Source organism: Mesorhizobium sp. WSM4887 (assembly GCF_029625865.1).
Taxonomy (GTDB): Bacteria; Pseudomonadota; Alphaproteobacteria; order Rhizobiales; family Rhizobiaceae; genus Mesorhizobium.
Genome location: NZ_JARTVP010000005.1, coordinates 1 through 21108, shown reverse-complemented (window position 1 = coordinate 21108; position 21108 = coordinate 1). Strand labels below are relative to the sequence as shown.

General features: G+C 65.1%; 15 protein-coding genes. 9 read left to right on the top strand and 6 right to left on the bottom strand.

The features are described 5' to 3' along the window. The first annotated feature begins 1 nt into the window (after position 1). The 7 genes from ccmE (at position 2) to P9230_RS19470 (ending at position 10140) form a co-directional block, all read left to right on the top strand. Entirely contained in the window at positions 2-445 is a 444-nt protein-coding gene (ccmE, locus tag P9230_RS19500; RefSeq protein WP_095823712.1) for a cytochrome c maturation protein CcmE, read from the top strand. Continuing rightward, positions 445-2436 carry a heme lyase CcmF/NrfE family subunit gene (locus P9230_RS19495; protein ID WP_278120527.1) on the top strand — a complete coding sequence of 664 codons (1992 nt, stop codon included), beginning with the start codon at positions 445-447 and terminating at the stop codon, positions 2434-2436. The genes ccmE and P9230_RS19495 overlap by 1 nt, the downstream gene beginning before the upstream one ends. After that, positions 2433-2894, top strand: a complete 462-nt coding sequence (locus P9230_RS19490; RefSeq protein WP_278120525.1) for a cytochrome c-type biogenesis protein — start codon at positions 2433-2435, stop codon at positions 2892-2894. Before P9230_RS19495 ends, P9230_RS19490 begins: the two co-directional genes overlap by 4 nt. 120 nt (positions 2895-3014) lie before the next feature. After that, a complete protein-coding gene (locus P9230_RS19485; RefSeq protein WP_095823709.1) occupies positions 3015-4559 on the top strand; it encodes a Do family serine endopeptidase in 1545 nt (514 codons plus the stop codon). Between the two features lie 356 nt (positions 4560-4915). After that, complete coding sequence (locus P9230_RS19480) at positions 4916-5590, top strand: response regulator transcription factor (protein ID WP_066997584.1); 675 nt, start codon at positions 4916-4918, stop codon at positions 5588-5590. Between the two features lie 96 nt (positions 5591-5686). Next, positions 5687-7162 carry a HAMP domain-containing sensor histidine kinase gene (locus P9230_RS19475; protein WP_067320986.1) on the top strand — a complete coding sequence of 492 codons (1476 nt, stop codon included), beginning with the start codon at positions 5687-5689 and terminating at the stop codon, positions 7160-7162. Continuing rightward, the gene (locus tag P9230_RS19470) at positions 7162-10140 is read left to right on the top strand and encodes a bifunctional [glutamine synthetase] adenylyltransferase/[glutamine synthetase]-adenylyl-L-tyrosine phosphorylase (protein ID WP_278120522.1); all 2979 of its coding nucleotides are present in this window, start codon (positions 7162-7164) and stop codon (positions 10138-10140) included. The genes P9230_RS19475 and P9230_RS19470 overlap by 1 nt, the downstream gene beginning before the upstream one ends. A 48-nt stretch (positions 10141-10188) precedes the next feature. Here P9230_RS19470 and P9230_RS19465 read toward each other — a convergent pair whose 3' ends face one another. Continuing rightward, positions 10189-12510, bottom strand: a complete 2322-nt coding sequence (locus tag P9230_RS19465; RefSeq protein WP_278120520.1) for a PAS domain-containing sensor histidine kinase — start codon at positions 12508-12510, stop codon at positions 10189-10191. Between the two features lie 177 nt (positions 12511-12687). After that, positions 12688-15333 carry an aminopeptidase N gene (gene pepN, locus P9230_RS19460; RefSeq protein ID WP_278120518.1) on the bottom strand — a complete coding sequence of 882 codons (2646 nt, stop codon included), beginning with the start codon at positions 15331-15333 and terminating at the stop codon, positions 12688-12690. A 152-nt stretch (positions 15334-15485) separates the two neighbouring features. On the opposite strand from pepN, the gene P9230_RS19455 reads away from it, so the two are divergent. Beyond that, positions 15486-16433, top strand: a complete 948-nt coding sequence (locus P9230_RS19455) for a DMT family transporter (protein WP_127215813.1) — start codon at positions 15486-15488, stop codon at positions 16431-16433. 2 nt (positions 16434-16435) lie between these two features. Here the strand turns inward: P9230_RS19455 and P9230_RS19450 are convergent, their stop codons facing one another. The 3 genes from P9230_RS19450 to P9230_RS19440 all read right to left on the bottom strand — a co-directional run bounded on the left by P9230_RS19450 (position 16436) and on the right by P9230_RS19440 (position 18970). Next, complete coding sequence (locus P9230_RS19450) at positions 16436-17248, bottom strand: helix-turn-helix transcriptional regulator (protein ID WP_095800144.1); 813 nt, start codon at positions 17246-17248, stop codon at positions 16436-16438. A gap of 91 nt (positions 17249-17339) precedes the next feature. Further along, the gene (locus P9230_RS19445; RefSeq protein WP_095823702.1) at positions 17340-18263 is read right to left on the bottom strand and encodes a uracil-DNA glycosylase; all 924 of its coding nucleotides are present in this window, start codon (positions 18261-18263) and stop codon (positions 17340-17342) included. A gap of 68 nt (positions 18264-18331) precedes the next feature. Further along, positions 18332-18970, bottom strand: a complete 639-nt coding sequence (locus tag P9230_RS19440) for a hypothetical protein (RefSeq protein WP_067321008.1) — start codon at positions 18968-18970, stop codon at positions 18332-18334. A gap of 251 nt (positions 18971-19221) precedes the next feature. Here P9230_RS19440 and P9230_RS19435 point away from each other — a divergent pair, with 251 nt between their 5' ends. Beyond that, a complete protein-coding gene (locus P9230_RS19435) occupies positions 19222-20901 on the top strand; it encodes an electron transfer flavoprotein-ubiquinone oxidoreductase (protein WP_278120515.1) in 1680 nt (559 codons plus the stop codon). On the opposite strand, the gene P9230_RS19430 is transcribed toward P9230_RS19435, so the two are convergent. Beyond that, the coding region (locus P9230_RS19430) for a hypothetical protein (RefSeq protein ID WP_278120514.1) at positions 20886-21108 on the bottom strand (223 nt) is incomplete at its 5' end. The two genes, P9230_RS19435 and P9230_RS19430, sit on opposite strands and share 16 nt — an antisense overlap.

Here is a 21108-nt window from a genome sequence, read left to right as displayed (position 1 = left end):
CATGACGCGCAAGCAGAAGCGATTGTCGGTGATCCTCGCAGGGTTGGCCTTCCTCGGCGCTGCTGCCGGTCTTACCTTCTACGCGCTCGGCCAGAAGGCTTCGTATTTCTACATGCCCGCCGACCTCGCCGCCGCAACCGTCCAGCCCGGACAGCGCATTCGCCTTGGCGGGCTCGTCGAAAAAGGCACCATCGTTCGCGGTCAGGGCGCGACCGTCGCCTTTTCGGTCACCGACATGCAGAAATCGGTCAAGGTCACTTATACCGGCATCCTGCCCGACCTCTTCCGCGAGGAGCAGGGGGTCATCACCGAGGGCGCTTTCGGCCCGGACGGCGTCTTCGTCGCCGATAGCGTTTTAGCCAAGCACGACGAGCGCTATATGCCCAAGGAGGTCGCCGACGGCTTGAAAGCCAAGGGCGTCTGGCAGGAGAGCAAGAGCCAATAATGGTTGAGACCGGACATTTCGCGCTCGTCCTCGCCTTCGCGCTGTCGCTGGTGCAGATGCTGGTGCCATTGGTCGGCGCCCGCGCCGGCAACCAGCGGCTGATGGCGGTCGGCGGCCCGGTCGCGGTCACCGGCTTTGCGCTGACCGCGCTGTCCTTCACCGCTCTTGCCACCGCCTATGCCGGCTCCGATTTCTCGGTGGCGAGCGTCTGGGAAAACTCCCATTCGCTGCAGCCGATGATCTACAAGATCACCGGCACTTGGGGAAACCACGAAGGCTCGATGCTGCTCTGGGTGCTGATCCTGACCTTCTTCGGCGCGCTCGTCGCTGTCTTCGGCGCCAACTTGCCGGCGACGCTCAAAGCCAATGTTCTGGCCGTGCAGGGCATGATCGGCGCCGCCTTCTTCCTGTTTATCCTGGCGACGTCCAATCCCTTCATCCGGCTGAACCCGGCGCCGATCGAGGGCCGCGATCTCAACCCGATCCTGCAGGACCTCGGCCTCGCCATCCATCCGCCGCTGCTCTATCTCGGCTATGTCGGTTTCTCGATCTGCTTCTCCTTCTCGGTCGCAGCCCTGATCGAAGGCCGCATCGACGCCTCTTGGGCGCGCTGGGTGCGGCCCTGGACGCTGGTCGCCTGGATGTTTTTGACCGGCGGCATCGCCATGGGCTCCTATTGGGCCTATTACGAGCTTGGCTGGGGCGGCTTCTGGTTCTGGGACCCGGTCGAGAACGCTTCCTTCATGCCCTGGCTCGCCGGCACGGCGCTCCTCCATTCGGCAATCGTCATGGAAAAGCGCTCGGCGCTGAAGATCTGGACGCTGCTGCTTGCCATCCTCACCTTCTCGCTGTCGCTGCTCGGCACCTTTCTTGTCCGCTCTGGCGTGCTGACTTCCGTGCATGCCTTCGCCACCGATCCGGCGCGCGGCGTCTTTATCCTCTGCATCCTGACGCTGTTCATCGGCGGCTCGCTGGCGCTGTTTGCGCTGCGCGCTTCCACCCTGACCGCAGGTGGCCTGTTCCAGCCGATCTCGCGCGAAGGCGCGCTCGTGCTCAACAATCTGTTCCTGACCACGGCGACCGCGACGGTGCTCGTCGGCACGCTCTACCCGCTGGCGCTTGAGGCCATCACCGGCGGCAAGATCTCGGTCGGCGCGCCCTTCTTCGACCTGACCTTCGGCCCGCTGATGCTGCCGCTGCTCGCCATCGTGCCGTTTGGTCCGCTGCTTGCCTGGAAGCGCGGCGACGTCCTTGCCGCCTCGCAGCGCCTGATGGCGGCCTTCGGGCTGGCGATCGCCGCGATGCTGGTCACCGGCCTGTTCATCGATGGCGCCTCGGTCTTCGCTGCGCTTGGCGTCGGCCTCGCCGTCTGGCTTGTCGCCGGCGCGCTGACCGACCTTGCCGTCAAGTCGGGCATCGGCTCGGTGGCGCCGGCCGACGTGCTGAGACGCTTTGCCGGCCTGCCGCGCTCGGTCTTCGGCACCGCGCTTGCCCATCTCGGCCTCGGGCTCACCTTGCTCGGCATCGTCGGCACGCTTTCGTTCGGCACGGAGAAGATTCTCACCATGCGCGTCGGCGAGACGGTGGAACTTTCCGGCCACACGCTGCGCTTCGAAGGACTGTTTCCTCAGAAAGGCCCAAACTTCACCGAGGAGCGCGGCCGCTTCCTGCTGATTGGCGCCGATGGCAATGCCGATGGCGAGATCACCTCTGCAAAACGCTTCTATCCGGTGCGGCAGACGGTAACGACCGAGTCCGGCATCAGGACGCTGGGTGTGAGCCAGCTCTATCTGTCGCTCGGCGATGAGGGCAAGGACGGCTCGGTCGTCGTGCGCCTGTGGTGGAAGCCGTTGGTGACGCTGATCTGGGGCGGCGGACTGGTGATGATGGCGGGCGCCGCCATGTCGCTGCTCGACCGCCGCCTGCGCGTTGGCGCCCCCGCGAGGCGCCGCAAGCCGGCTGCCGCTGCCTTACCCGCGAGCCCGACATGAAAGCGAAGTCTTCGCTCGCCTCGCTGATCCTCCTGCTGGCGTTGGTCTTCGCCGGCGCGGCACAGGCGGTGAAGCCCGATGAGGTGCTGCCCGATCCGGCGCTGGAGGCTCGCGCACGCGCGCTGTCCGAAGGCTTGCGCTGCATGGTTTGCCAGAACCAGTCGATCGACGAATCCGACGCCGACCTGGCCCGCGACCTGCGCATCCTCGTGCGCCAGCGCCTCGTCGCCGGCGATACCGACCAGCAGGTGATGGATTACATCGTGTCGCGCTACGGCGAGTTCGTTCTCTTGAAGCCACGCTTCAGCCTGCGCAACGCGCTTTTGTGGGGCACCCCGGCGCTTTTGCTTCTGGCCGGCGGCATCTTCATCGTGCTCAGCACCCGTTCACGCCGCGCGCCGGGCAGCACGCTCAGCGCCGAGGAACAGGCGGCGCTGGACAAGCTGCTGCGCGATTAAAGCGCCAACATTACAAAATTTTCATATATCGGAAATGGCGCCGTAATGTGCGCCTCACTAAGTCTCTTTTCCGAGGATGCTCTCCTGAGCGCATCCACTTCGAAAGAGGAAACGAGACCCATGAATATTGCCCCCGATTCATATTCAAGCACCCGCAAGCGCCTGATGGCGGCTGTCGCGTCCCTGGCCGTCATTGGTGCGGTCGGCGCAGGCGCGCTTGCCACCGGCACTGCGCCCGTGCTGGCCGATGCTGTGCGTGTCGAGGCTCCGCAGGTTCCGAGCTTCGCCGACGTCGTCGAGCGCGTCTCGCCGGCGGTGGTCAGCGTCAAGGTGAAGGCCAAGATCCAGCCGACGGCCGATGACGGCTCCGACGATCAGAACGGCTTCGACAACCTGCCCGACAATCCGCAGCTGCGCCGCTTCTTCAAGGAGTTCCGCGGCTTCGGCGATCAGGGCGGCCAGTTCGGCATGCCCCGCTTCAATCACCGCAACCACGGCAATGGCGAGCCGCGCCCCGTGGCTCAAGGTTCGGGCTTTTTCATTTCCGAGGACGGCTACCTCGTCACCAACAATCACGTGGTTTCGGAAGGCTCCGACTTCACCGTCGTCACCAATGACGGCAAGGAGCTCGACGCCAAGCTGATCGGCACCGATCCGCGCACCGACCTCGCCGTGCTGAAGGTCGATGGCGGCGGCAAGTTCACCTATGTCGACTTCGCCGACGACTCCAAGATCCGCATCGGCGACTGGGTCGTGGCGGTCGGTAACCCGTTCGGCCTCGGCGGCACCGTCACCGCAGGCATCGTTTCGGCCCGCGGCCGCGACATCGGCGCCGGCCCCTATGACGACTTCATCCAGATCGACGCCTCGGTCAACCGCGGCAATTCGGGCGGTCCGACCTTCAACCTCAACGGCCAGGTGATCGGCATCAACACCGCCATCTTCTCGCCGTCGGGTGGCAGCGTCGGCATCGCCTTCGACATCCCGGCCTCGACCGCCAAGCAAGTGGTCGAAGACCTGATGAAGAACGGCTCAGTCCAGCGCGGCTGGCTCGGCGTCGAGATCCAGCCGGTCACCTCCGACATTGCCGAGTCGCTCGGCCTGAAGTCGGACAAAGGCGCGCTGGTTTCGAGCGCGCAGGACGCTGGTCCCGGCAAGAAGGCAGGCATCGTCGCCGGCGATGTCATCACCCAGGTCGACGGCAAGGACGTCGCCTCGCCGAAGGAACTCGCCCGCATGATCGGCGCTTATGCGCCGGGCAAGTCGGTTGATGTCACTGTCTGGCGCAACGGCAAGAACGAGACGGTCAAGGTGGACCTCGGCACGCTGCCTTCGAGCGACAAGCAGGCCTCGAACGAAGACGGCAACAAGCAGGCGGCTCCCGCCAAGGCCGATACGCTTGCCGATCTCGGCCTCACCGTCACCAAGTCGGAAAACGGCAAGGGCCTGGTGGTCACCGATGTCGATCCGGACAGCGATGCGGCCGACCGCGGCATTCAGCCCGGCGACGTCATCACCTCGATCAATTCGAACGAGGTGAACACTACCGACGACGTTTCCAAGGCCATGACCGATGCCTCCAAGTCGGGCCGCAAGGCCGTGCTGATGCAGATCACCCGCGACGATAGCAACCGCTTCGTCGCGCTGCCGGTCGGCAAGGGCTGATCTGATAGAGCGGTTCAAGCGCTCCTCGAGAACGCAGAACCGCTCTAACTCTCTGTTTGACGCAATTCCGGACGGAAACCCGCTTCACGCCTTTCCTGGAATTGCTCAGCGACTTTTCCTTGCGGCGGTTTCAACACCCCCGAGCCGCCGCCGGGAAAACATGGGGCCGAGCACGTCAGTCAGTCACCGTGTTTCGCTCCTGCGGCAGCGGGTTTCCCATCACCCGCTGCCGCTTGCCAAGCACGGTGCCCGCAAGTGGGTACCGGTCTGGGATCACGACATGCGGCTGGCGAACGCAAAGGCGCTGAGTCATGGCTGCCCCTCAACCCTCCAGTGAAATCGCGTATAACGGCTCCATGAAGATTCTCGTCATGGAAGACGACCGCGAGGCTGCGGACTACCTGCAGAAAGCCTTCGCCGAGGCGGGCCACACCGCCCATGTCGCCGGCGACGGCGAGACCGGCTTCGCGCTTGCCGACGCCGGCGACTATGACGTGATGGTGGTCGACCGCATGATGCCGCGCCGCGACGGGCTGTCGGTGATCGCAGCGCTCCGCTCGCGCGGCAACACCACGCCGGTGCTGATCCTGTCGGCGCTGGGCGAGGTCGACGACCGCGTCACGGGGCTGCGTGCCGGCGGCGACGATTATCTCACCAAACCCTACGCATTTTCCGAATTGCTTGCCCGCGTCGAGGTGTTGAACCGTCGCGCCGGCGCCCGGGAAACCGAGACCGTCTACCGCGTCGGCGATCTCGAGCTCGACCGTCTGTCGCATTCGGTCAAGCGCGCCGGCCGCGAGATCACGCTGCAGCCGCGCGAGTTCCGCCTGCTGGAATATCTGATGCGCCACGCCGGCCAGGTGGTGACGCGCACCATGCTGCTGGAAAATGTCTGGGACTATCATTTCGATCCGCAGACCAACGTCATCGACGTTCATGTCTCGCGCCTGCGCGGCAAGATCGAAAAGGGTTTCGACAAACCGATCCTGCACACCATCCGCGGCGCGGGCTACATGCTGAAAGGCGGCTAGAGCATGATCCCAAACCGAAAGTCAGGGAACGTTTCGGAAAAGATGCTGCAACAAGGGGTTACCGTGCAGCCAATCGTCATCCTGATCTAGGCGCACATGGCTCTTTCCCTGCCGGCCATCATGAAGACGACGGCGGCCCGGCTCTCGGCGCTTTACCTTCTGCTTTTCGCTCTCTGCGCCGTGCTGCTCGTCTTTTACATGACGTCGCTCTCGGCGCGCATGCTGACGGCGCAGACCCAGGACACGATCAATGACGAGATCCTCGGCTTGGCTCGCGCATACAAAAATGGCGGCCTGCCGTTGCTGGTGCGCGTGGTTGAAGCCCGCTCGCGCCAGCCTGGCGCCAACCTCTATCTGATCGCCGACGCCAACGGCCAGATCCTGACCGGCAATGTGCAGAGCCTGGAGCCGGGAATCATCGAAACCGAGGGCTGGACGACGGAGCCCTTTTCGTACCATCGCTTCGGTGAGGGCGAACTCGACCGGTTGCGTGGTGGTGGCACCGATCAGAGCGCGCCGTCCCCGGGCGACAGCAGCGCTCGGTCGGAAGGCGAAGAAGGCCACAACGCTATCGCGCTGGTGCTGCGACTGCCCAATCAGATGATCTTGCTGGTCGGCCGCGATCTTGGCGAGCCCGAGCGCTTCCGCGCCGTCATCCGCCGCGCGCTGATGCTGGCGCTGGGCATGATGGGGCTCGGCGGCCTCTTGATCTGGTTCTTCGTCGGGCGCGCCGCGCTGAAACGCATCGACAGCGTCTCCGACGCAAGTCGCCGCATCATGGGCGGCGACCTTAGCGGACGGCTGCCGGTGACCGGCGCCGGTGACGAATTCGACCGCCTGTCCGAAAACCTCAACACGATGCTTGCCCGTATCGCCATGCTGAACGAGGGGCTGAAGCAGGTCTCCGACAACATCGCTCACGATCTGAAGACGCCACTGACCAGGCTGCGCAACCGCGCCGAAGCCACCCTTGCCGGCAAGCGCAAGACGACGGACTACCGTCAGGCGCTGGAGGGAACGATCGCCGAGTCCGACCAGCTCATCAAGACCTTCAACGCCATCCTGATGATCTCGCGGCTGGAGGCCGGCTATTCCTCCGAGACAACCGGCCCGGTCGACCTCGCCGCTACGGTGAGCGATGTCGTCGAGCTCTACGAGCCGGTGGCGGAAGAGGCGGGCGTCGTGCTGGAAACCGCGGTGCCGGAAGCGGTTACTATCAACGGCAATCGCGAACTGATCGGCCAGGCGCTGTCGAACATCGTCGACAACGCCATCAAATACTCGACCGGCGCCGCCGAGAGCCCGAAAGTGCGCGTCACGCTGGAGCGCATCGGCGGCGAGGTCAAGCTCGCCGTTTCCGACAATGGCCTTGGCATCCCCGACGATGCCGACCGCGCCAGGGTCACCGAGCGTTTCGTGCGGCTGGAGAAGAGCCGTTCGCAGCCGGGCTCGGGTCTGGGCCTTAGCCTCGCCAAGGCGATCATGACTTTCCACAACGGCAGGCTTGATCTTCTGCCCGCCAATCCCGGATTGTCCGTAGTCATGAGTTTCCCGGCCCGGGAGACGCATTGATGGCGGCCAGGATGGCAAAAAAGAAGATCGATACGGAATGGCAACTCCGACCGACGCTGGCGCTTCGCCCGCTCGGCGGCGACCATGCCCGGAGGGAATTGTCCGAGATCGCCGACGCGGCCGAGCAAGACGGCCTTCCGCGTCTGGCCGCGTTCCTCGCCGGCCAGGGAGCACTGCAGGAATTGCTCGCCGCCATCTTCGACCTGTCGCCGTTCCTGCGTGATACGGCCCGCCGCCGGCCGGCCATTCTCGACAAGCTGTTCGGCCAGACGATCGAAGCGCGTCTCAACGAGATCGGCGAGGCGGTCGATCGCGCGGCGCGGGCCGATAATGTTTCGGAATCGAGCCTGATGATGGAACTCAGGCAGTTCAAGGTCGAAGCGCATTTCCTGATCGCGCTGGCCGATCTGTCCGGCGAAGCCGAAACCGCGCTGACGGTGCGCCGTCTGAGCGACCTGGCGGATGCTTGCACACGCGCCGCGGTCGATTTCCTGCTGCTCGACGCGCACGGGCAAGGAAAGCTCAAGCTGCCCCATCCGGAAGACCCGGCGCGCGGTTCGGGCTGGATTGTGCTCGGCATGGGCAAGCTCGGCGCGCATGAGCTGAATTTTTCCTCCGACATAGACCTCGTCGTCTTCTTCGATCCGGAGGCGCCGGCGATGGTCGATCCGCTCGATGCGACGGAGCTGTTCTCGCGCCTCACCCGCCGTCTCGTGCGCATCCTGCAGGACCGCACCGAGCATGGCTATGTCTTCCGCACCGATCTGAGGTTGCGCCCCGATCCCGGCTCGACCCCGCTGGCGATCCCGGTCGAGGCGGCGCTTCGTTATTATGAGGCCCGCGGCCAGAACTGGGAGCGCGCCGCCATGATCAAGGCGCGGCCGGTGGCCGGAGACCTTGCCTCGGGCTCGGCCTTCCTCAAGGAATTGCAGCCCTACGTCTGGCGGAAATACATGGACTACGCCGCTATCGCTGACGTCCATTCGATCAAGCGCCAGATCCATGCCCACAAGGGCCACGGCGAGATCGCGGTGAAAGGCCATAACGTCAAGCTCGGCCGCGGAGGCATCCGCGAGATCGAGTTCTTCGTCCAGACGCAGCAGCTGATTGCCGGCGGCCGCTTCCCGGAACTGCGCGGCCGCGAAACGGTGCCGATGCTGGACGCGCTCGCCGCGCGCGGCTGGATCACCGCCGATGCGCGCGATGCGCTCACCCGGCAATACTGGTTCCTGCGCCGTGTCGAGCATGCCGTCCAGATGGTGGCCGACGAACAGGCGCATGTCCTGCCGGAAGAGGACGAGGAACTGGAGCGTATCGCGCTGATGCTCGGCTTCACCGGCGAGGCGGAATTCGCGGAAGCTTTCCGCGCCTCGCTGCAGCAGGTCGAGCGCCATTATGCGGCGCTGTTCGAAACGGCACCCGAACTGTCGGCCGGCGTCGGCAATCTGGTCTTCACCGGTGATGTCGACGATCCCGACACGCTGCAGACCTTGCATCGCCTAGGCTTTCAGCGGCCGAGCGACATCTGCCGCGTCATTCGCGGCTGGCATTTCGGCCGCTACCGCGTCACCCAGTCGGCGGAGGCGCGCGAGCGGCTGACGGAACTGACGCCGGCGCTGCTGAAAGCCTTCGGCCAGACGCGCCGCGCCGACGAGGCGCTGATCCGCTTCGACGAGTTCCTCGCCGGCCTGCCGGCAGGCATCCAGCTCTTCTCGCTTTTGCAGTCCAATCCGGCACTGCTCAAGCTGATGGCGACGATCATGGGCGCCGCTCCGCGGCTCGCCGCCATCATCACGCGCCGCCCGCATGTGTTCGACGGTCTGCTCGATCCGGCGTTGCTCGCGGAACTGCCCGACCGTGCCTATCTGTCGGCGCGGCTTGCGGCTTTCATCGACGGAGACCGCGCCTATGAGGATGTCCTTGACCGGCTGCGCATCTTCGCCTCCGAGCAGAAATTCCTGATCGGCGTGCGGCTGCTTGCGGGCTCCATCGATCCCGGGCGCGCCGGTCGCGCCTTCTCCGACCTGGCCGACCTCACGATCGAAGCGGCGCTCAACGCAGTCATCGCCGAGTTCGCGTTGCGCCATGGCAGGATTGCCGGGGGCAGGGTCGCGCTCCTCGGCATGGGCAAGCTGGGCAGCCGCGAGCTCACTGCCGGCTCGGATGTCGATCTGATCCTGCTTTATGACCACGATGCGGATGCGGAAGACTCCGATGGCGAGAAGCCGCTGGCGCCCTCACACTACTACACCCGCATGACGCAGCGGCTGATCGCCGCCGTCTCGGCGCCGACGGCCGAAGGCGTCCTGTATGAGCTCGACCTTCGCTTGCGCCCCTCCGGCAACAAGGGGCCCGTCGCCACCCATGTCGACGCCTATAAGAAATATCAGCGGCAGGATGCCTGGACCTGGGAGCATATGGCGCTGGCACGAGCACGCGCCATCGGCGGTGACGCAGCGCTTTGCGCCGAGGTCGAGGACGAGGTCGCGGCGGTTCTCGCCCAGCCGCGCGACGGCGCCAAGGTGAAGGCGGATGCCTCCGAGATGCGGGCGCTGATCGACACGGAAAAGCCGCCGCGCGATCTCTGGGACATCAAGCTGATCCCCGGCGGCCTGATCGACCTTGAATTCATCGCCCAGGTCGCGGTCATCACCGGCGCGGTCGAGGCTGGTAGGCGGGCAACCGCGACGGCGGAAGTGCTGGCGCGGCTGGCCCCCGGTTACGCGGCGCCTGATGTTCGGCAGGAGCTTTGCGAGGCCTGGAGGCTCTATCTCGCGCTGACCCAGATGATCAGGCTCTGCCTTACCGGCGAGTTCCAGCGCGACGATGTTCCGCCGGGGCTTTCTGATCTGCTTCTGGCGGCCACCGACCTGCCGGATTTCGGTGTGCTCGAAGCGCATCTCAAGGAGACGTCGCGAAAGGTTCGGAAGGATTTCGAGCTTCTGCTTCGCGCGGGAGCGTCGATCTCGCGCGGTTAATCCACGCGTCATTCCCTGGCGCCGGCGTTTCGAATTTCAGCGCGCCAACTAAGCCGCCACCTTGACCATGGGCGGCGCCTTCTTCAGCGGGATGCGGACCGACACGATCGTGCCGACGCCTTCGGTGGAGCGAATCTTCAGCGCGCCCCCCTGCAGTTCGGCGAGCGAACGCGAGATGGCGAGGCCCAGGCCGGAACCGGTGTGGTTCTTGGAGAACTGGTTTTGCACCTGCTCGAACGGCCGCCCGAGCTTGCTCAGCGCCTGCTTCGGGATACCGCAGCCATTGTCCTCGATGGTGAGCACCAGCGCGCCTGAGGCGCTGCGCGCCCTGACCGTGATCTTGCCGCCCTGTCCGGTGAACTTCACCGCGTTGGAGAGCAGATTGATTGCGATCTGCTTGATCGCGCGGCGGTCGGCGTAGAGCCGCATCGCATCGGCGATGCGCGTCTCTACCGTGATCGACTTCTCCGCCGCCTGCAGCGAGATGACGCGAACCGTTTCCCTGATCAGCGGGCAGAGGTCGATTTCCTCGCGGTCAAGCGAGAACTGGCCGGCCTCGATCTTCGACATGTCGAGAATGTCGTTGATGACGCCGAGCAGGTATTTGCCGCTGCCGTTGATGTCGCTGGCATATTCCTCGTAGCGCTCGGAACCAAGCGGTCCGAACAGGCCTTGCTGCATCAGCTCGGAGAAGCCGATGATGGCGTTGAGCGGCGTGCGCAGTTCATGCGACATATTGGCGAGGAATTCGGACTTCGCCCGGTTGGCGGCCTCGGCGCGCTCGGTTTCCTTCATGTATTTGCGATTGAGCTCGACAAGCTCCTTGGCGCGTTCCTCCTCGGCGCGGCGGGCGAGGCTAAGATCGTGGATCGTCGCCATCAGGCGGCGCTCGCTGTCGACCAGCTTTTCCTGATGCAGCTTGATCTGGGTGATGTCGGAGCCGACCGAGACGATGCCGCCGTCTCTGGTCCTGAGCTCGTTGACCTGCAGCCAGCGTCCGTCGGCAAGCTGGCGCTCCAGCGTGACACCGCCATGCGGCCCGTTGGCGTTGGCCAGCCTGCGCTCCGAGGCGAAGGCGAGCATGCGCTCCTCCAGCATGTCGCGGGTCGCGCCCGGCATCACGTCACGGTCCGAGAGCCCGTTGTCCTGCTGGAATTTGGAGTTGCACATGATCAGCCGTTCGGCGGCATCCCATAGCACGAAGGATTCGTTGATGTTCTCGATCGCCGTGCGCAGCCGCATGTCCGCCGCTTCCGAGCGCAGCGCGAGATGCCGCTGCTCGGTGACGTCGACGGCGATGCCGATCAGCTGGATCTCGGGCGCTTCCGGGTCGATCACCTGGGCGCGGGCGCGCATCCACACCCACTGCCCGTCGGCGTGGCGCATGCGAAACACCTGGTCGATATGGTCGATCTCGCGCTCGACGATGCGATTGGCGAGCTCGAAGAGGTCGCCGTCGTCGGGATGGATGATCTCGTCGACCTCGCCGAAGGACAGCATCGTATCGCAGGGCTCGTAGCCCAGCATGTCGTACATCGAGCGCGACCAGTACATCTTGCCGCGCACCATGTCCCAGTCCCACAACCCGCAGCGGCCGCGCACCAGTGCCATGTCGATGCGCTGATGCGCTTCGAGATAGATGCGGTCGGCCGCCTGGGCGCGCGCCGCCTGGCCGAAATAGGCGTAAAGGATGACGATCAGCACGCCGGCCGTCAGCACGAACAACGTGACGTTGAGCGACACCGTCTTGCGCCAGCTGTCGAACACCGCCTCCTTGGGCACCAGCACCGCCGCGGCGTTCTTGCGGTCGCCGGTGAGGCTGACGGCGGCGAACCAGTCCTTGCCGCCGATGCTGACATCCATAACGCCGGCGCGGTCGCCGAACATGAACAGCGGCTGGCCGCCGAGCACGAGGCTGTCCAGCGAGCGTCCCTGCCAGCCGGTCGACAATGGCGATACCGCGACGATCTTGAAAGCGCCGTCGGTGATGGCCAGCACGTGGCTGCGACCCATGGCGCCCTGGCGGCTGGTCTTCTCCAGAAGGTCCGTCGCATTCACGCCGGCTGCGTTCGGGTCGGCCGTAATCGCCTGTGCCATCTGGCCGGCGGCTAACGCCAGCACCGACTTGGCGTCGCGTTCGACCTCCTCGCGGTCGTTCACCAGCGACAGGAAGCGCAGTGCGGCGATGACGATCAGGAAGATGATGATCAGTGCGGGGATGGAGCGGCGCAGCAGCGGTTCCGCCGCCAGCAGCCGCTGGTAAGCGGGTTCGGCGATCAGACGCGCATTGCCGGCAGGCCCGCCGCTCCTTGCCTCGCGACGCGCAAAAGCTCTCCCTCCGGGCGCGCCCCACGCGTCCGTCTTGGCCATAAATGGCACTCCCCGATTTGCCGCATACTTGACGATCCGGCTACGCCGCACGTCCGAATCGTCAATAAGGAATCAAAGGTGATTCGCCTTGTCCAGAGGCGCGGCCAAAAAAGATTAAAAGTTGATTGAAATTCGTCGAAACTGCTGATCTCCCCCACGAGGGGGGAGATTTGCTAATCACACCAGCGTCCGCTCCACGATGTCGCGCAAGTCGGCCGACAGGTTGTCGGCGTTCGCGATCTGCAGCAGTGCCTGCCTTGCCTTGTTCTGCCGGACCGGTTCCAGCGAGCGCCAGGACCTGAGCGCCGTCGCCAGCCGTGCTGCCACTTGCGGGTTGCGCTTCTCGACCTCCAGCACGGTCTCGGCGAAGAAGCGGTAGCCTTGGCCGCCGGAAAGATGGAAGCCGGTCTGGTTGGCGCTGGAGAAGGTGCCGATCAGCGAGCGCACCCGGTTCGGATTTGCGATCGAGAAGGCAGGGTGCTGCATCAGCGCGCGCACGTTTTCGACGGTCAGCGGTCCCGGCACTCCGGCCTGGATCTGGAACCATTTGTCGAGCACCAGCGCATCGCCGCGGTATCTCATCTCGAAGGCCGACAGTGCCTCCTCCGCTTGCGCGGAGCCGGCATGACGGTGCGCCAGCACGGTCAGCGCCGCGGCGCGGTCGGTCATGTTGGTGGCGGCGTTGAAATGCCGCGCGGCAAGCGCCGCGCCATCGGGCAGGAGCGACAGGTAATCGAGCAGGATGTTGCGCAGCGCGCGGCGCCCAGCGCTTGCCGAGTCGGGCGCGAACGGACCGTTGTCGGCCAGGCTGGCGTAAAGGGCCGAGAAGATCTCGCGATTCGCCATGGCAATCGTCCGCGCCAGCGCCTCGCGGGCGACGAAAATGGCGTCGGGATCGATGCCCTGGCCGATGTCGCGCGCAATATCGGCCTCGCCGGGCAGCGACAGAGCCAGCGCCCGGTAGGCCGGCTCCAGCGTCTCGTCGCGGGCAATGCTTCCGGCAAGCTCGGCGAGCTTTGCGTCGAAGGCCGACTCTTTGCCGCCCAGCAGCTGGCGGAACGCCGCTATGAGCGCGTCGGTGAGCAGCGTGTTGAAGGCCTGCCAGCGCGAGAAAGGATCGCTGTCATGGCTGGCCAGGAAGAACTGGTCGTCGGCCTTCTGCTGCACCGAGAGCGTGATCGGCGCCGAGAAGCCGCGGTTGAGCGACACCGAAGGCCGCTCCGAAACCCCCGAGAAGCGCACCGTGTGCCGCCGCTTTCGGACATGGATGATGCCGTCCTCGACGGTGGCGCCATCGACGGCTGTCCAGGCGACAGGCTTGCCGCCGGCGCCGACCAGGCCGAAGGCGAGGGGAATATGCATCAGTCGCTTGCGGCTTTCCGACGGCGTCGGCGGCACCGACTGTTCGATCTCCAGCGTGAATGCCTTGGCCGCCGCATTGTAGGAGGAACTCACCGTCAGGTTCGGTGTGCCGGCCTGATGGTACCAGAGCGCGAACTGCCCGAGGTCTCGGCCCGAGACGTCCTCGAACACTTTGAGGAAGTCCTCGATCGTCGCCGCTTCGCCGTCATGCCGCTCGAAATAGAGGTCCATACCGGCTCGGAAGGTTTCCGCTCCGAGGATGGTGCGGATCATGCGCACCACTTCCGAGCCCTTCTCGTAGACTGTTGCCGTGTAGAAGTTGTTGATCTCGCGGTAGCGGCGCGGCCTGACCGGATGCGCCAATGGTCCCTGGTCCTCGGGGAACTGATGCGCGCGCAGCGTGCGCACCTCGGCGATGCGCTTTACCGCGCGCGAGCGCTGGTCGGCCGAGAATTCGTGGTCGCGGTAAACCGTCAGCCCTTCCTTCAGGCAGAGCTGGAACCAGTCGCGGCAAGTGATTCTGTTGCCTGTCCAATTGTGGAAATATTCATGCGCGATGATCGCCTCGATATTGGCGAAATCGGCATCGGTCGCCGTCTCCTCGTCGGCCAGCACATATTTGTCGTTGAAGATGTTGAGGCCCTTGTTCTCCATGGCGCCCATGTTGAAGTCTGACACGGCGACGATGTTGAAGACGTCGAGGTCGTATTCGCGGCCGAAGACCTCCTCGTCCCATTTCATCGAGCGCTTCAGCGCATCCATCGCGTAGCCGGCGAGCCGCTCCTTGCCGGGCTCGACATAGATGCCGAGCTCGACCTTGCGGCCGGATAGGGTGGTGAAGCTTCCCGCGACCTTGCCGAGCGCGCCAGCCACCAGCGCAAAGAGATAGGAAGGCTTCGGGAAGGGGTCGTGCCAGACGGCATAGTGCCGGCCATCCGCGAGCGCCCTGCTTTCTACGGGGTTGCCGTTGGACAGCAGCAGCGGCGCCTCGTTGTGCGGCGCCTCGATGCGCACGGTGTAGACCGAGAGGACGTCTGGACGATCGAGGAAATAGGTAATGCGGCGAAACCCCTCCGCCTCGCATTGGGTGCAATAGACATTGTTGGAGCGATAAAGGCCCATCAGCGCCTCGTTGCTGGACGGCGCGATCTCGGTCTCGAGACGAAGCTCGAAGCGCCGTGCCGCCGGCGGCGTCGGAATGATCAGCTGGTCGGGCGTAGCCTGATAGTCGGCTTCCGGGAGTACCTGCCCGTCGATGGCAACGCTGAGCAGCTTCAGCCCGTCGCCGTCGAGTGCCAGCTGCGTAGAAGCGGCGACCCCCTGGCGTCGCTCGACGGTGAGCACGGCAGTGACGCGGGTGGCATCCGGAGACAGACGGAAATCGAGGCTGGTCCGCGGAATGAGATAGTCGCTGGGGCGGTAGTCTTCGAGCTTGAAGACATGGCCGGTATCTGTGCGCATTCCGTCGTTTTTCCTATCAATTCGGGTGGGCAGTAGGCTTTGCTGGTGAGGGAATTCTAAAGTCCGCGCTCTTTACACCAAACGGTCACTCGACAAAACTGCGCCAAGGTCTATTTCTGGGCTTCGTTTTCCGACCATCGTCACGAGGCAAGATGACCGTCGATCATGCCGTCGGCCACAATATGCTGCGCGGCATTGCGCTGAAGATTGTCTCCGTGGCGGTCTTTGTCGGCATGCAGACCTGTATCAAGGCGGCCGGCGCCGTGCCCGCCGGACAGATCGTCTTCTTCCGCTCCTTCTTTGCCATCTTGCCGATCATCGCCTTTCTGGCCTTCAAGGGCCAGCTCGCCACCGCATTCACCACGAAACGGCCGTTCAACCACATCGCGCGCGGCGTCGTCGGCGTCGGCGCTATGGGGCTCGGCTTCTTCGCGCTGACCAGGTTGCCACTTCCCGAAGCGATCACGCTGAATTATGCCCAGCCGCTGCTGGTCGTGGTGTTCTCTTCGATCTTCCTGGGCGAGACGATCCGCGTCTATCGCTGGAGCGCGGTCGCCTTCGGCCTCGTCGGCGTGTTGATCGTTTCCTGGCCGGAACTGACGCTGTTGCATTCCGACGAGGCGCTCGACGACCAGGAGGTGCTTGGCGTCATGGCGGCGCTGATCGCCGCGGCGATCTCGGCCGTCGCCATGCTTCTGGTACGCAATCTCGTGCAGACCGAGAAGACGGCGACCATCGTGCTGTGGTTTTCCTCGACGGCGAGCGTGCTGGCGCTGCTCACCCTGCCTTTCGGCTGGCAGATGCTGACGCCGATGCAAGCCGCGCTGCTTGTCATGGCCGGCTTCTGCGGCGGGCTCGGTCAGATCCTGATGACGGCCGCCTACCGCCACGCCGAGGCTTCGGTCGTGGCGCCTTTCGAATATAGCTCGATGATTCTCGGCGTCGTCATCGGCTATCTTGTGTTCGGCGATGTGACGTCGCTCAACACGCTGATCGGCGGCGTGATTGTGGTTGCCGCCGGCATCTTCATCATCTGGCGCGAAAGGCAACTTGGCCTCGAGCGCACGCGAACCCGAAGGGCGACGCCGCCGCAGGGGTAAGCCTACGAAGCGGCCGTCCGCTCCTTCGCCAGCCGCACCAGCACGGTCCGCGTCTGGTCGTCGGCGGGGAAGAAGGATTCGATCGCCAGCTCCGACAGCGTCACGTCGAGCGGCGTACCGAAGACGGTGATCGTGCTGATGAAGGACAGCACCTGATCGCCATGCGCGAGCCTGAGCGGATGGACGATGCCGCTTGGCTCGACCGGCGCCGGCCGGCTGCTCCTCAGCCCGGACGGATAGCCGCGCAATTCCTTCTCCAACTCGATCAGCATGGAGTCGCCGGTGGCGTCGTTCTGGTGCTTGAGGCGCTCGAGCAGATGCGCGCGCCATTCCGCGAGGTTGACGATGCGCGGCGCGACGCCACCGGGATGCAGGCTGAGCCTCAGCACATTGACCGGCGGCTTGAGCAGCCACGGCTCCGAGACGTCGGCCAGGAACGGGCCGATCGCCGCGTTGGCGCAAACGAGGTTCCAGTGCCGGTCGACCGCCAGCGCCGGGAAGGGCTCGTGGCCCTTGAGCACCGTCTCGACCGCAGCCATCGCCGGCGCCAGCGTCGTATCGGTCAGCGGCCTTTCGCTGAAGCTCGGCGCGAAGCCGGCCGCGAGCAAAAGCTGGTTGCGCTGGCGTAGAGGAATGGCAAGCTGCTCGGCCAGATGCAGCACCATCTCGCGCGAAGGCTGGGCGCGGCCGCTTTCGACGAAGGAGAGATGCCGCTGCGAGATATCGGCTTCCATGGCGAGGTCGAGCTGGCTCATGCGCCGGCGCGTGCGCCACTCACGAATGAGGCTGCCGGCGGAGACGTCGGGTGTTGTCATGGGGGATGAGTAGGCCGGCGAGGGGAGTAATTCAATTACCTTAGAGGTTATCGCTCCCCTTCTCCCTTGTTGTGGGAGAAGGGGAGGTGCTTCACCCCAACGCCCTCAGTTTCGCCTTCACCTCGAGAAAATCCCGCCACGCCAGCTTCTTGTGTGCAGGCGTGCGAAGCAGATACGCCGGATGCAGCGTCGGCATCGCTGGAATGGCAATGCCCGACTGGGTGGTGTGGACGCGCCAATTGCCGCGCAGGCGCAGGATGCCCTCGGTCGTGTTGAGCAGCGTCTTGGCGGAAGGGCCGCCGAGATTGACCAGCACCTTCGGATTGACCAGCTCGATCTGCCTTTCGATGAACGGGCGGCAGATCTCGGTCTCGTGCGGCGTCGGCGTTCGGTTGCCCGGCGGGCGCCACGGGATGACGTTGGCAATATAGGCCGATGTCCGGTCGAGGCCGATCGCTGCCAGCATGCTGTCGAGCAGCCGTCCGGAGCGGCCGACGAAGGGCAGCCCTTCGAGGTCCTCGTCGCGGCCCGGCGCCTCGCCGACGAGCATCAGGTCGGCATTCGGGTTGCCGTCGGCGAAGACCAGGTTCTTGGCGGTGAATTTGAGATTGCAGCCGTCGAACGCCGCCATCTGCTGGCGCAGTTCGTCAAGCGTCGAGGCGCTCGCCGCCAGCTGCCGCGCGAGCTTGATCTGCCCCTCGTCGGGGACCGTGGCGGTGGTGAGCGTCGGGCGCCGCGGCGCATCGGGCACTTGGCTTGCGTCAAGTCCCGTCGATGCCGCCGGCCGTTCCGCCGCCCGGCCTGCCTCCAATCCGGGCTCCGATGCCGGCCGCTCCAGGGGCATGCTTTCACGCGCGGTTGCGGCCTGCGCCGGCGCGCGCTCGGCTTGCTTCGGCTTGGCCTCGGCGAAGCGGTTGACAGGTGTGTCTTCCAGCGCCTCGTCAACGCCGGCGCTGGCATAGAAGGCCAGCAGCTCTGCGATATCGATCGGGTTGTTGGGGGAGGCGGCAGTCATGGCGCCACCATCGTCCGCGCGGCAAAGATTTGCAACCGCCGGGAATTCGCCATTCAGCGCAATGTCTGTCAGCCCGTCGGTATGCGCGGATCCTGCACCAGGAAGAATGTCCAGCGCGGCGTGTAGTCGGTGATCAGGAACTCGAACGTCGCCGTCTTCAGCGGGTCGACCTTGCCGTTCTTGAACAAGAGCCGGTCATAGGGTTCGAACTGGCGGTCGAAATCGGCGAAGTTGCTCGAGACGATGTTGTCGGGATTCTTGTTGCGCTGGTCGAAGGAGAGACCGTCGCCGAACACGCTCGGCTGGTCGAGGATTTCCTGCAGCTCGAACTGGAACTCGACCCAGGGCAGGGAGCTATTGTTGAGCACGTCGATGCGCATGTACATAACCCCATTGGCCACGTTGCCGGCCCTGCCGAAGGCTTCGATCGGCCGGATCGCGCGGATGGTCAGCGTCACTGGCGTCGCCGAATTCAGCTCCTCGGTGATGACCAGCGGGTCATCCTTGGTGCCAATTCCGGAAGCGCCGGTGATGCGGAAGCCGCCGAGCTCGTCGGAAAAGGAGTAGGCGCCGGCCGCCCAGACTTTTTGCGGATCGGCCTGGGCGGCGCCGAGCGAAAAGAGGAGCGGAAGAACCGCGCGGCAGAGCACGCCGAGCGTGAAGAGTAAGCGCTTCAATGAAAAGCCGATTGGCTCGGGAGTGCGCATGGGGCCAAGTATTGCCGATAAGCAAGCCGTCGAACAATTAAAAACGTGCCGGACAGGCCTGGCCTTCCAGATGCATGGCCCTGGCCTATGCTTCGCCGTCGCCTGTCCGATGGCCGTTTCGTATGGAACACCGCGACTTTTTGTCGAAATCGGCTTTGTCACGTCAGCGCCGGTTTCGCGTCGCGAATTGATGCGCTATGCAGCGCGTGAGCCAGCAAAATGCGAGAATAGGGCAAGCCAGCGAGGGGCAGATGAGCGAAATCGAACGCGAGAGCATGGAATTCGACGTGGTCATCGTCGGCGCCGGTCCGGCCGGCCTTGCCGCGGCGATCCGTCTGAAGCAGCTCAACCCCGACCTTTCCGTCGTCGTGCTGGAAAAAGGCGGCGAGGTCGGCGCCCATATCCTGTCCGGCGCCGTCGTCGACCCGATCGGCATCGACCGCCTTTTGCCGGGCTGGCGCGAGGAGGAAGGGCACCCTTTCAAGACGCCTGTCACCGACGATCATTTTCTGGTGCTCGGCCCCGCCGGGTCCTTCCGCCTGCCCAACTTCCTGATGCCGCCGCTGATGAACAATCACGGCAACTACATCGTCTCGCTCGGCAATGTCTGCCGCTGGCTGGCGACCAAGGCCGTGGCGCTCGGCGTCGAGATTTATCCGGGCTTTGCCGCGGCGAGCCTTGTCTACAACGAAGCCGGCGCCGTGACCGGCGTGATCACTGGCGACATGGGCGTCGAGAAGGACGGCACGCATGGCCCGGCCTACGCCCCCGGCATGGCGCTGATGGGCAAATACGTGCTGATCGGCGAGGGCGCGCGCGGCTCTTTGGCCAAGCAACTGATCGACAAATACCAGCTTGCCGACGGCCGCGAGCCCGCCAAATTCGGCATCGGTCTCAAGGAACTCTGGCAGGTCAAGCCTGAGAACCACAAGCCGGGGCTGGTGCAGCACTCCTTCGGCTGGCCGCTCGACATGAAAACCGGCGGCGGCTCCTTCCTCTACCATCTCGAAGACAACCAGGTGGCGGTCGGCTTCGTCGTCCATCTAAACTATAAGAACCCCTGGCTCTCGCCCTTCGAGGAATTCCAGCGCTTCAAGACTCATCCGGCGATCAGAGGCACCTTCGAGGGCGCCAAGCGGATCGGCTATGGCGCTCGCGCCATCACCGAGGGGGGCTGGCAATCGGTGCCGAAGCTTTCATTCCCGGGCGGCGTGCTGATGGGCTGCGCGGCCGGCTTCGTCAACGTGCCCCGCATCAAGGGCTCGCACAATGCGGTGCTGTCGGGCATGCTGGCGGCCGAGCATGTCGCGGACGCCATTGCCGCCGGCCGGGCCAATGACGAGCTCGCCTCCTATGAAGACGCCTGGCGCGGCAGCGACATCGGCAGGGACCTGAAGAAGGTGCGCAACGTCAAGCCGCTGTGGTCGCGCTTCGGCACCATCGTCGGTGTCGGCATCGGTGGTCTCGACATGTGGCTGAACACGCTGTTCGGCTTCTCGCCCTTCGGCACGCTGAAGCACGGCAAGGCCGACTATGCGACGCTCGAGCCCGCCTCCAAGCACCAGAAAATCGCTTATCCGAAGGCGGATGGCGTCTTGACCTTCGACCGGCTCTCCTCGGTGTTTTTGTCCAACACCAACCATGAGGAAAATGAGCCCGTGCACCTCATCGTCGGCGACATGGCGCTGCAGCAGCGTTCCGAGCACGACGTGTTCGCCGGGCCATCGACCCGCTACTGCCCGGCCGGCGTCTATGAGTGGGTGGACAAGGACGGCAATGCCGCTGCCGACCCGTCCGCCAAGGACGTGCGCTTCGTCATCAACGCGCAGAACTGCGTCCACTGCAAGACTTGCGACATCAAGGACCCGAACCGGAACATCAATTGGGTGCCCCCGCAAGGCGGAGAGGGGCCGGTCTACCAAGGCATGTGAGCCCCACGTCTGGCCGCGCCGGGGGGGGGGGCCCCCCCCCGCGGGGGGGGGGGGGGGGGGGGGGGGGGGGGGCGCCCCCCGCGAGAGGGGGGGGGGGGGGGGGGGGGGGGGGGGGGGGGGGGGGGGGGCCGGGGGGGGGGGGGGGGGGGGGGGGGGGGCGGGGGGGGGGGGGGGGGGGGGGGGGGGGGGGGGGGGGGGGGGGGGGGG

Excerpts from the sequence above, each read along its gene's own strand:
- pepN (WP_278120518.1), bottom strand. The coding sequence starts at position 15,333 with ATGCGCACAGATACCGGCCATGTCTTCAAGCTCGAAGACTACCGCCCC.
- P9230_RS19435 (WP_278120515.1), top strand. The coding sequence starts at position 19,222 with ATGAGCGAAATCGAACGCGAGAGCATGGAATTCGACGTGGTCATCGTC.
- P9230_RS19455 (WP_127215813.1), top strand. The coding sequence starts at position 15,486 with ATGACCGTCGATCATGCCGTCGGCCACAATATGCTGCGCGGCATTGCG.
- P9230_RS19470 (WP_278120522.1), top strand. The coding sequence starts at position 7,162 with ATGGCGGCCAGGATGGCAAAAAAGAAGATCGATACGGAATGGCAACTC.
- P9230_RS19485 (WP_095823709.1), top strand. The coding sequence starts at position 3,015 with ATGAATATTGCCCCCGATTCATATTCAAGCACCCGCAAGCGCCTGATG.
- P9230_RS19450 (WP_095800144.1), bottom strand. The coding sequence starts at position 17,248 with ATGACAACACCCGACGTCTCCGCCGGCAGCCTCATTCGTGAGTGGCGC.
- P9230_RS19480 (WP_066997584.1), top strand. The coding sequence starts at position 4,916 with ATGAAGATTCTCGTCATGGAAGACGACCGCGAGGCTGCGGACTACCTG.
- ccmE (WP_095823712.1), top strand. The coding sequence starts at position 2 with ATGACGCGCAAGCAGAAGCGATTGTCGGTGATCCTCGCAGGGTTGGCC.
- P9230_RS19475 (WP_067320986.1), top strand. The coding sequence starts at position 5,687 with ATGGCTCTTTCCCTGCCGGCCATCATGAAGACGACGGCGGCCCGGCTC.
- P9230_RS19495 (WP_278120527.1), top strand. The coding sequence starts at position 445 with ATGGTTGAGACCGGACATTTCGCGCTCGTCCTCGCCTTCGCGCTGTCG.
- P9230_RS19490 (WP_278120525.1), top strand. The coding sequence starts at position 2,433 with ATGAAAGCGAAGTCTTCGCTCGCCTCGCTGATCCTCCTGCTGGCGTTG.
- P9230_RS19445 (WP_095823702.1), bottom strand. The coding sequence starts at position 18,263 with ATGACTGCCGCCTCCCCCAACAACCCGATCGATATCGCAGAGCTGCTG.
- P9230_RS19440 (WP_067321008.1), bottom strand. The coding sequence starts at position 18,970 with ATGCGCACTCCCGAGCCAATCGGCTTTTCATTGAAGCGCTTACTCTTC.
- P9230_RS19465 (WP_278120520.1), bottom strand. The coding sequence starts at position 12,510 with ATGGCCAAGACGGACGCGTGGGGCGCGCCCGGAGGGAGAGCTTTTGCG.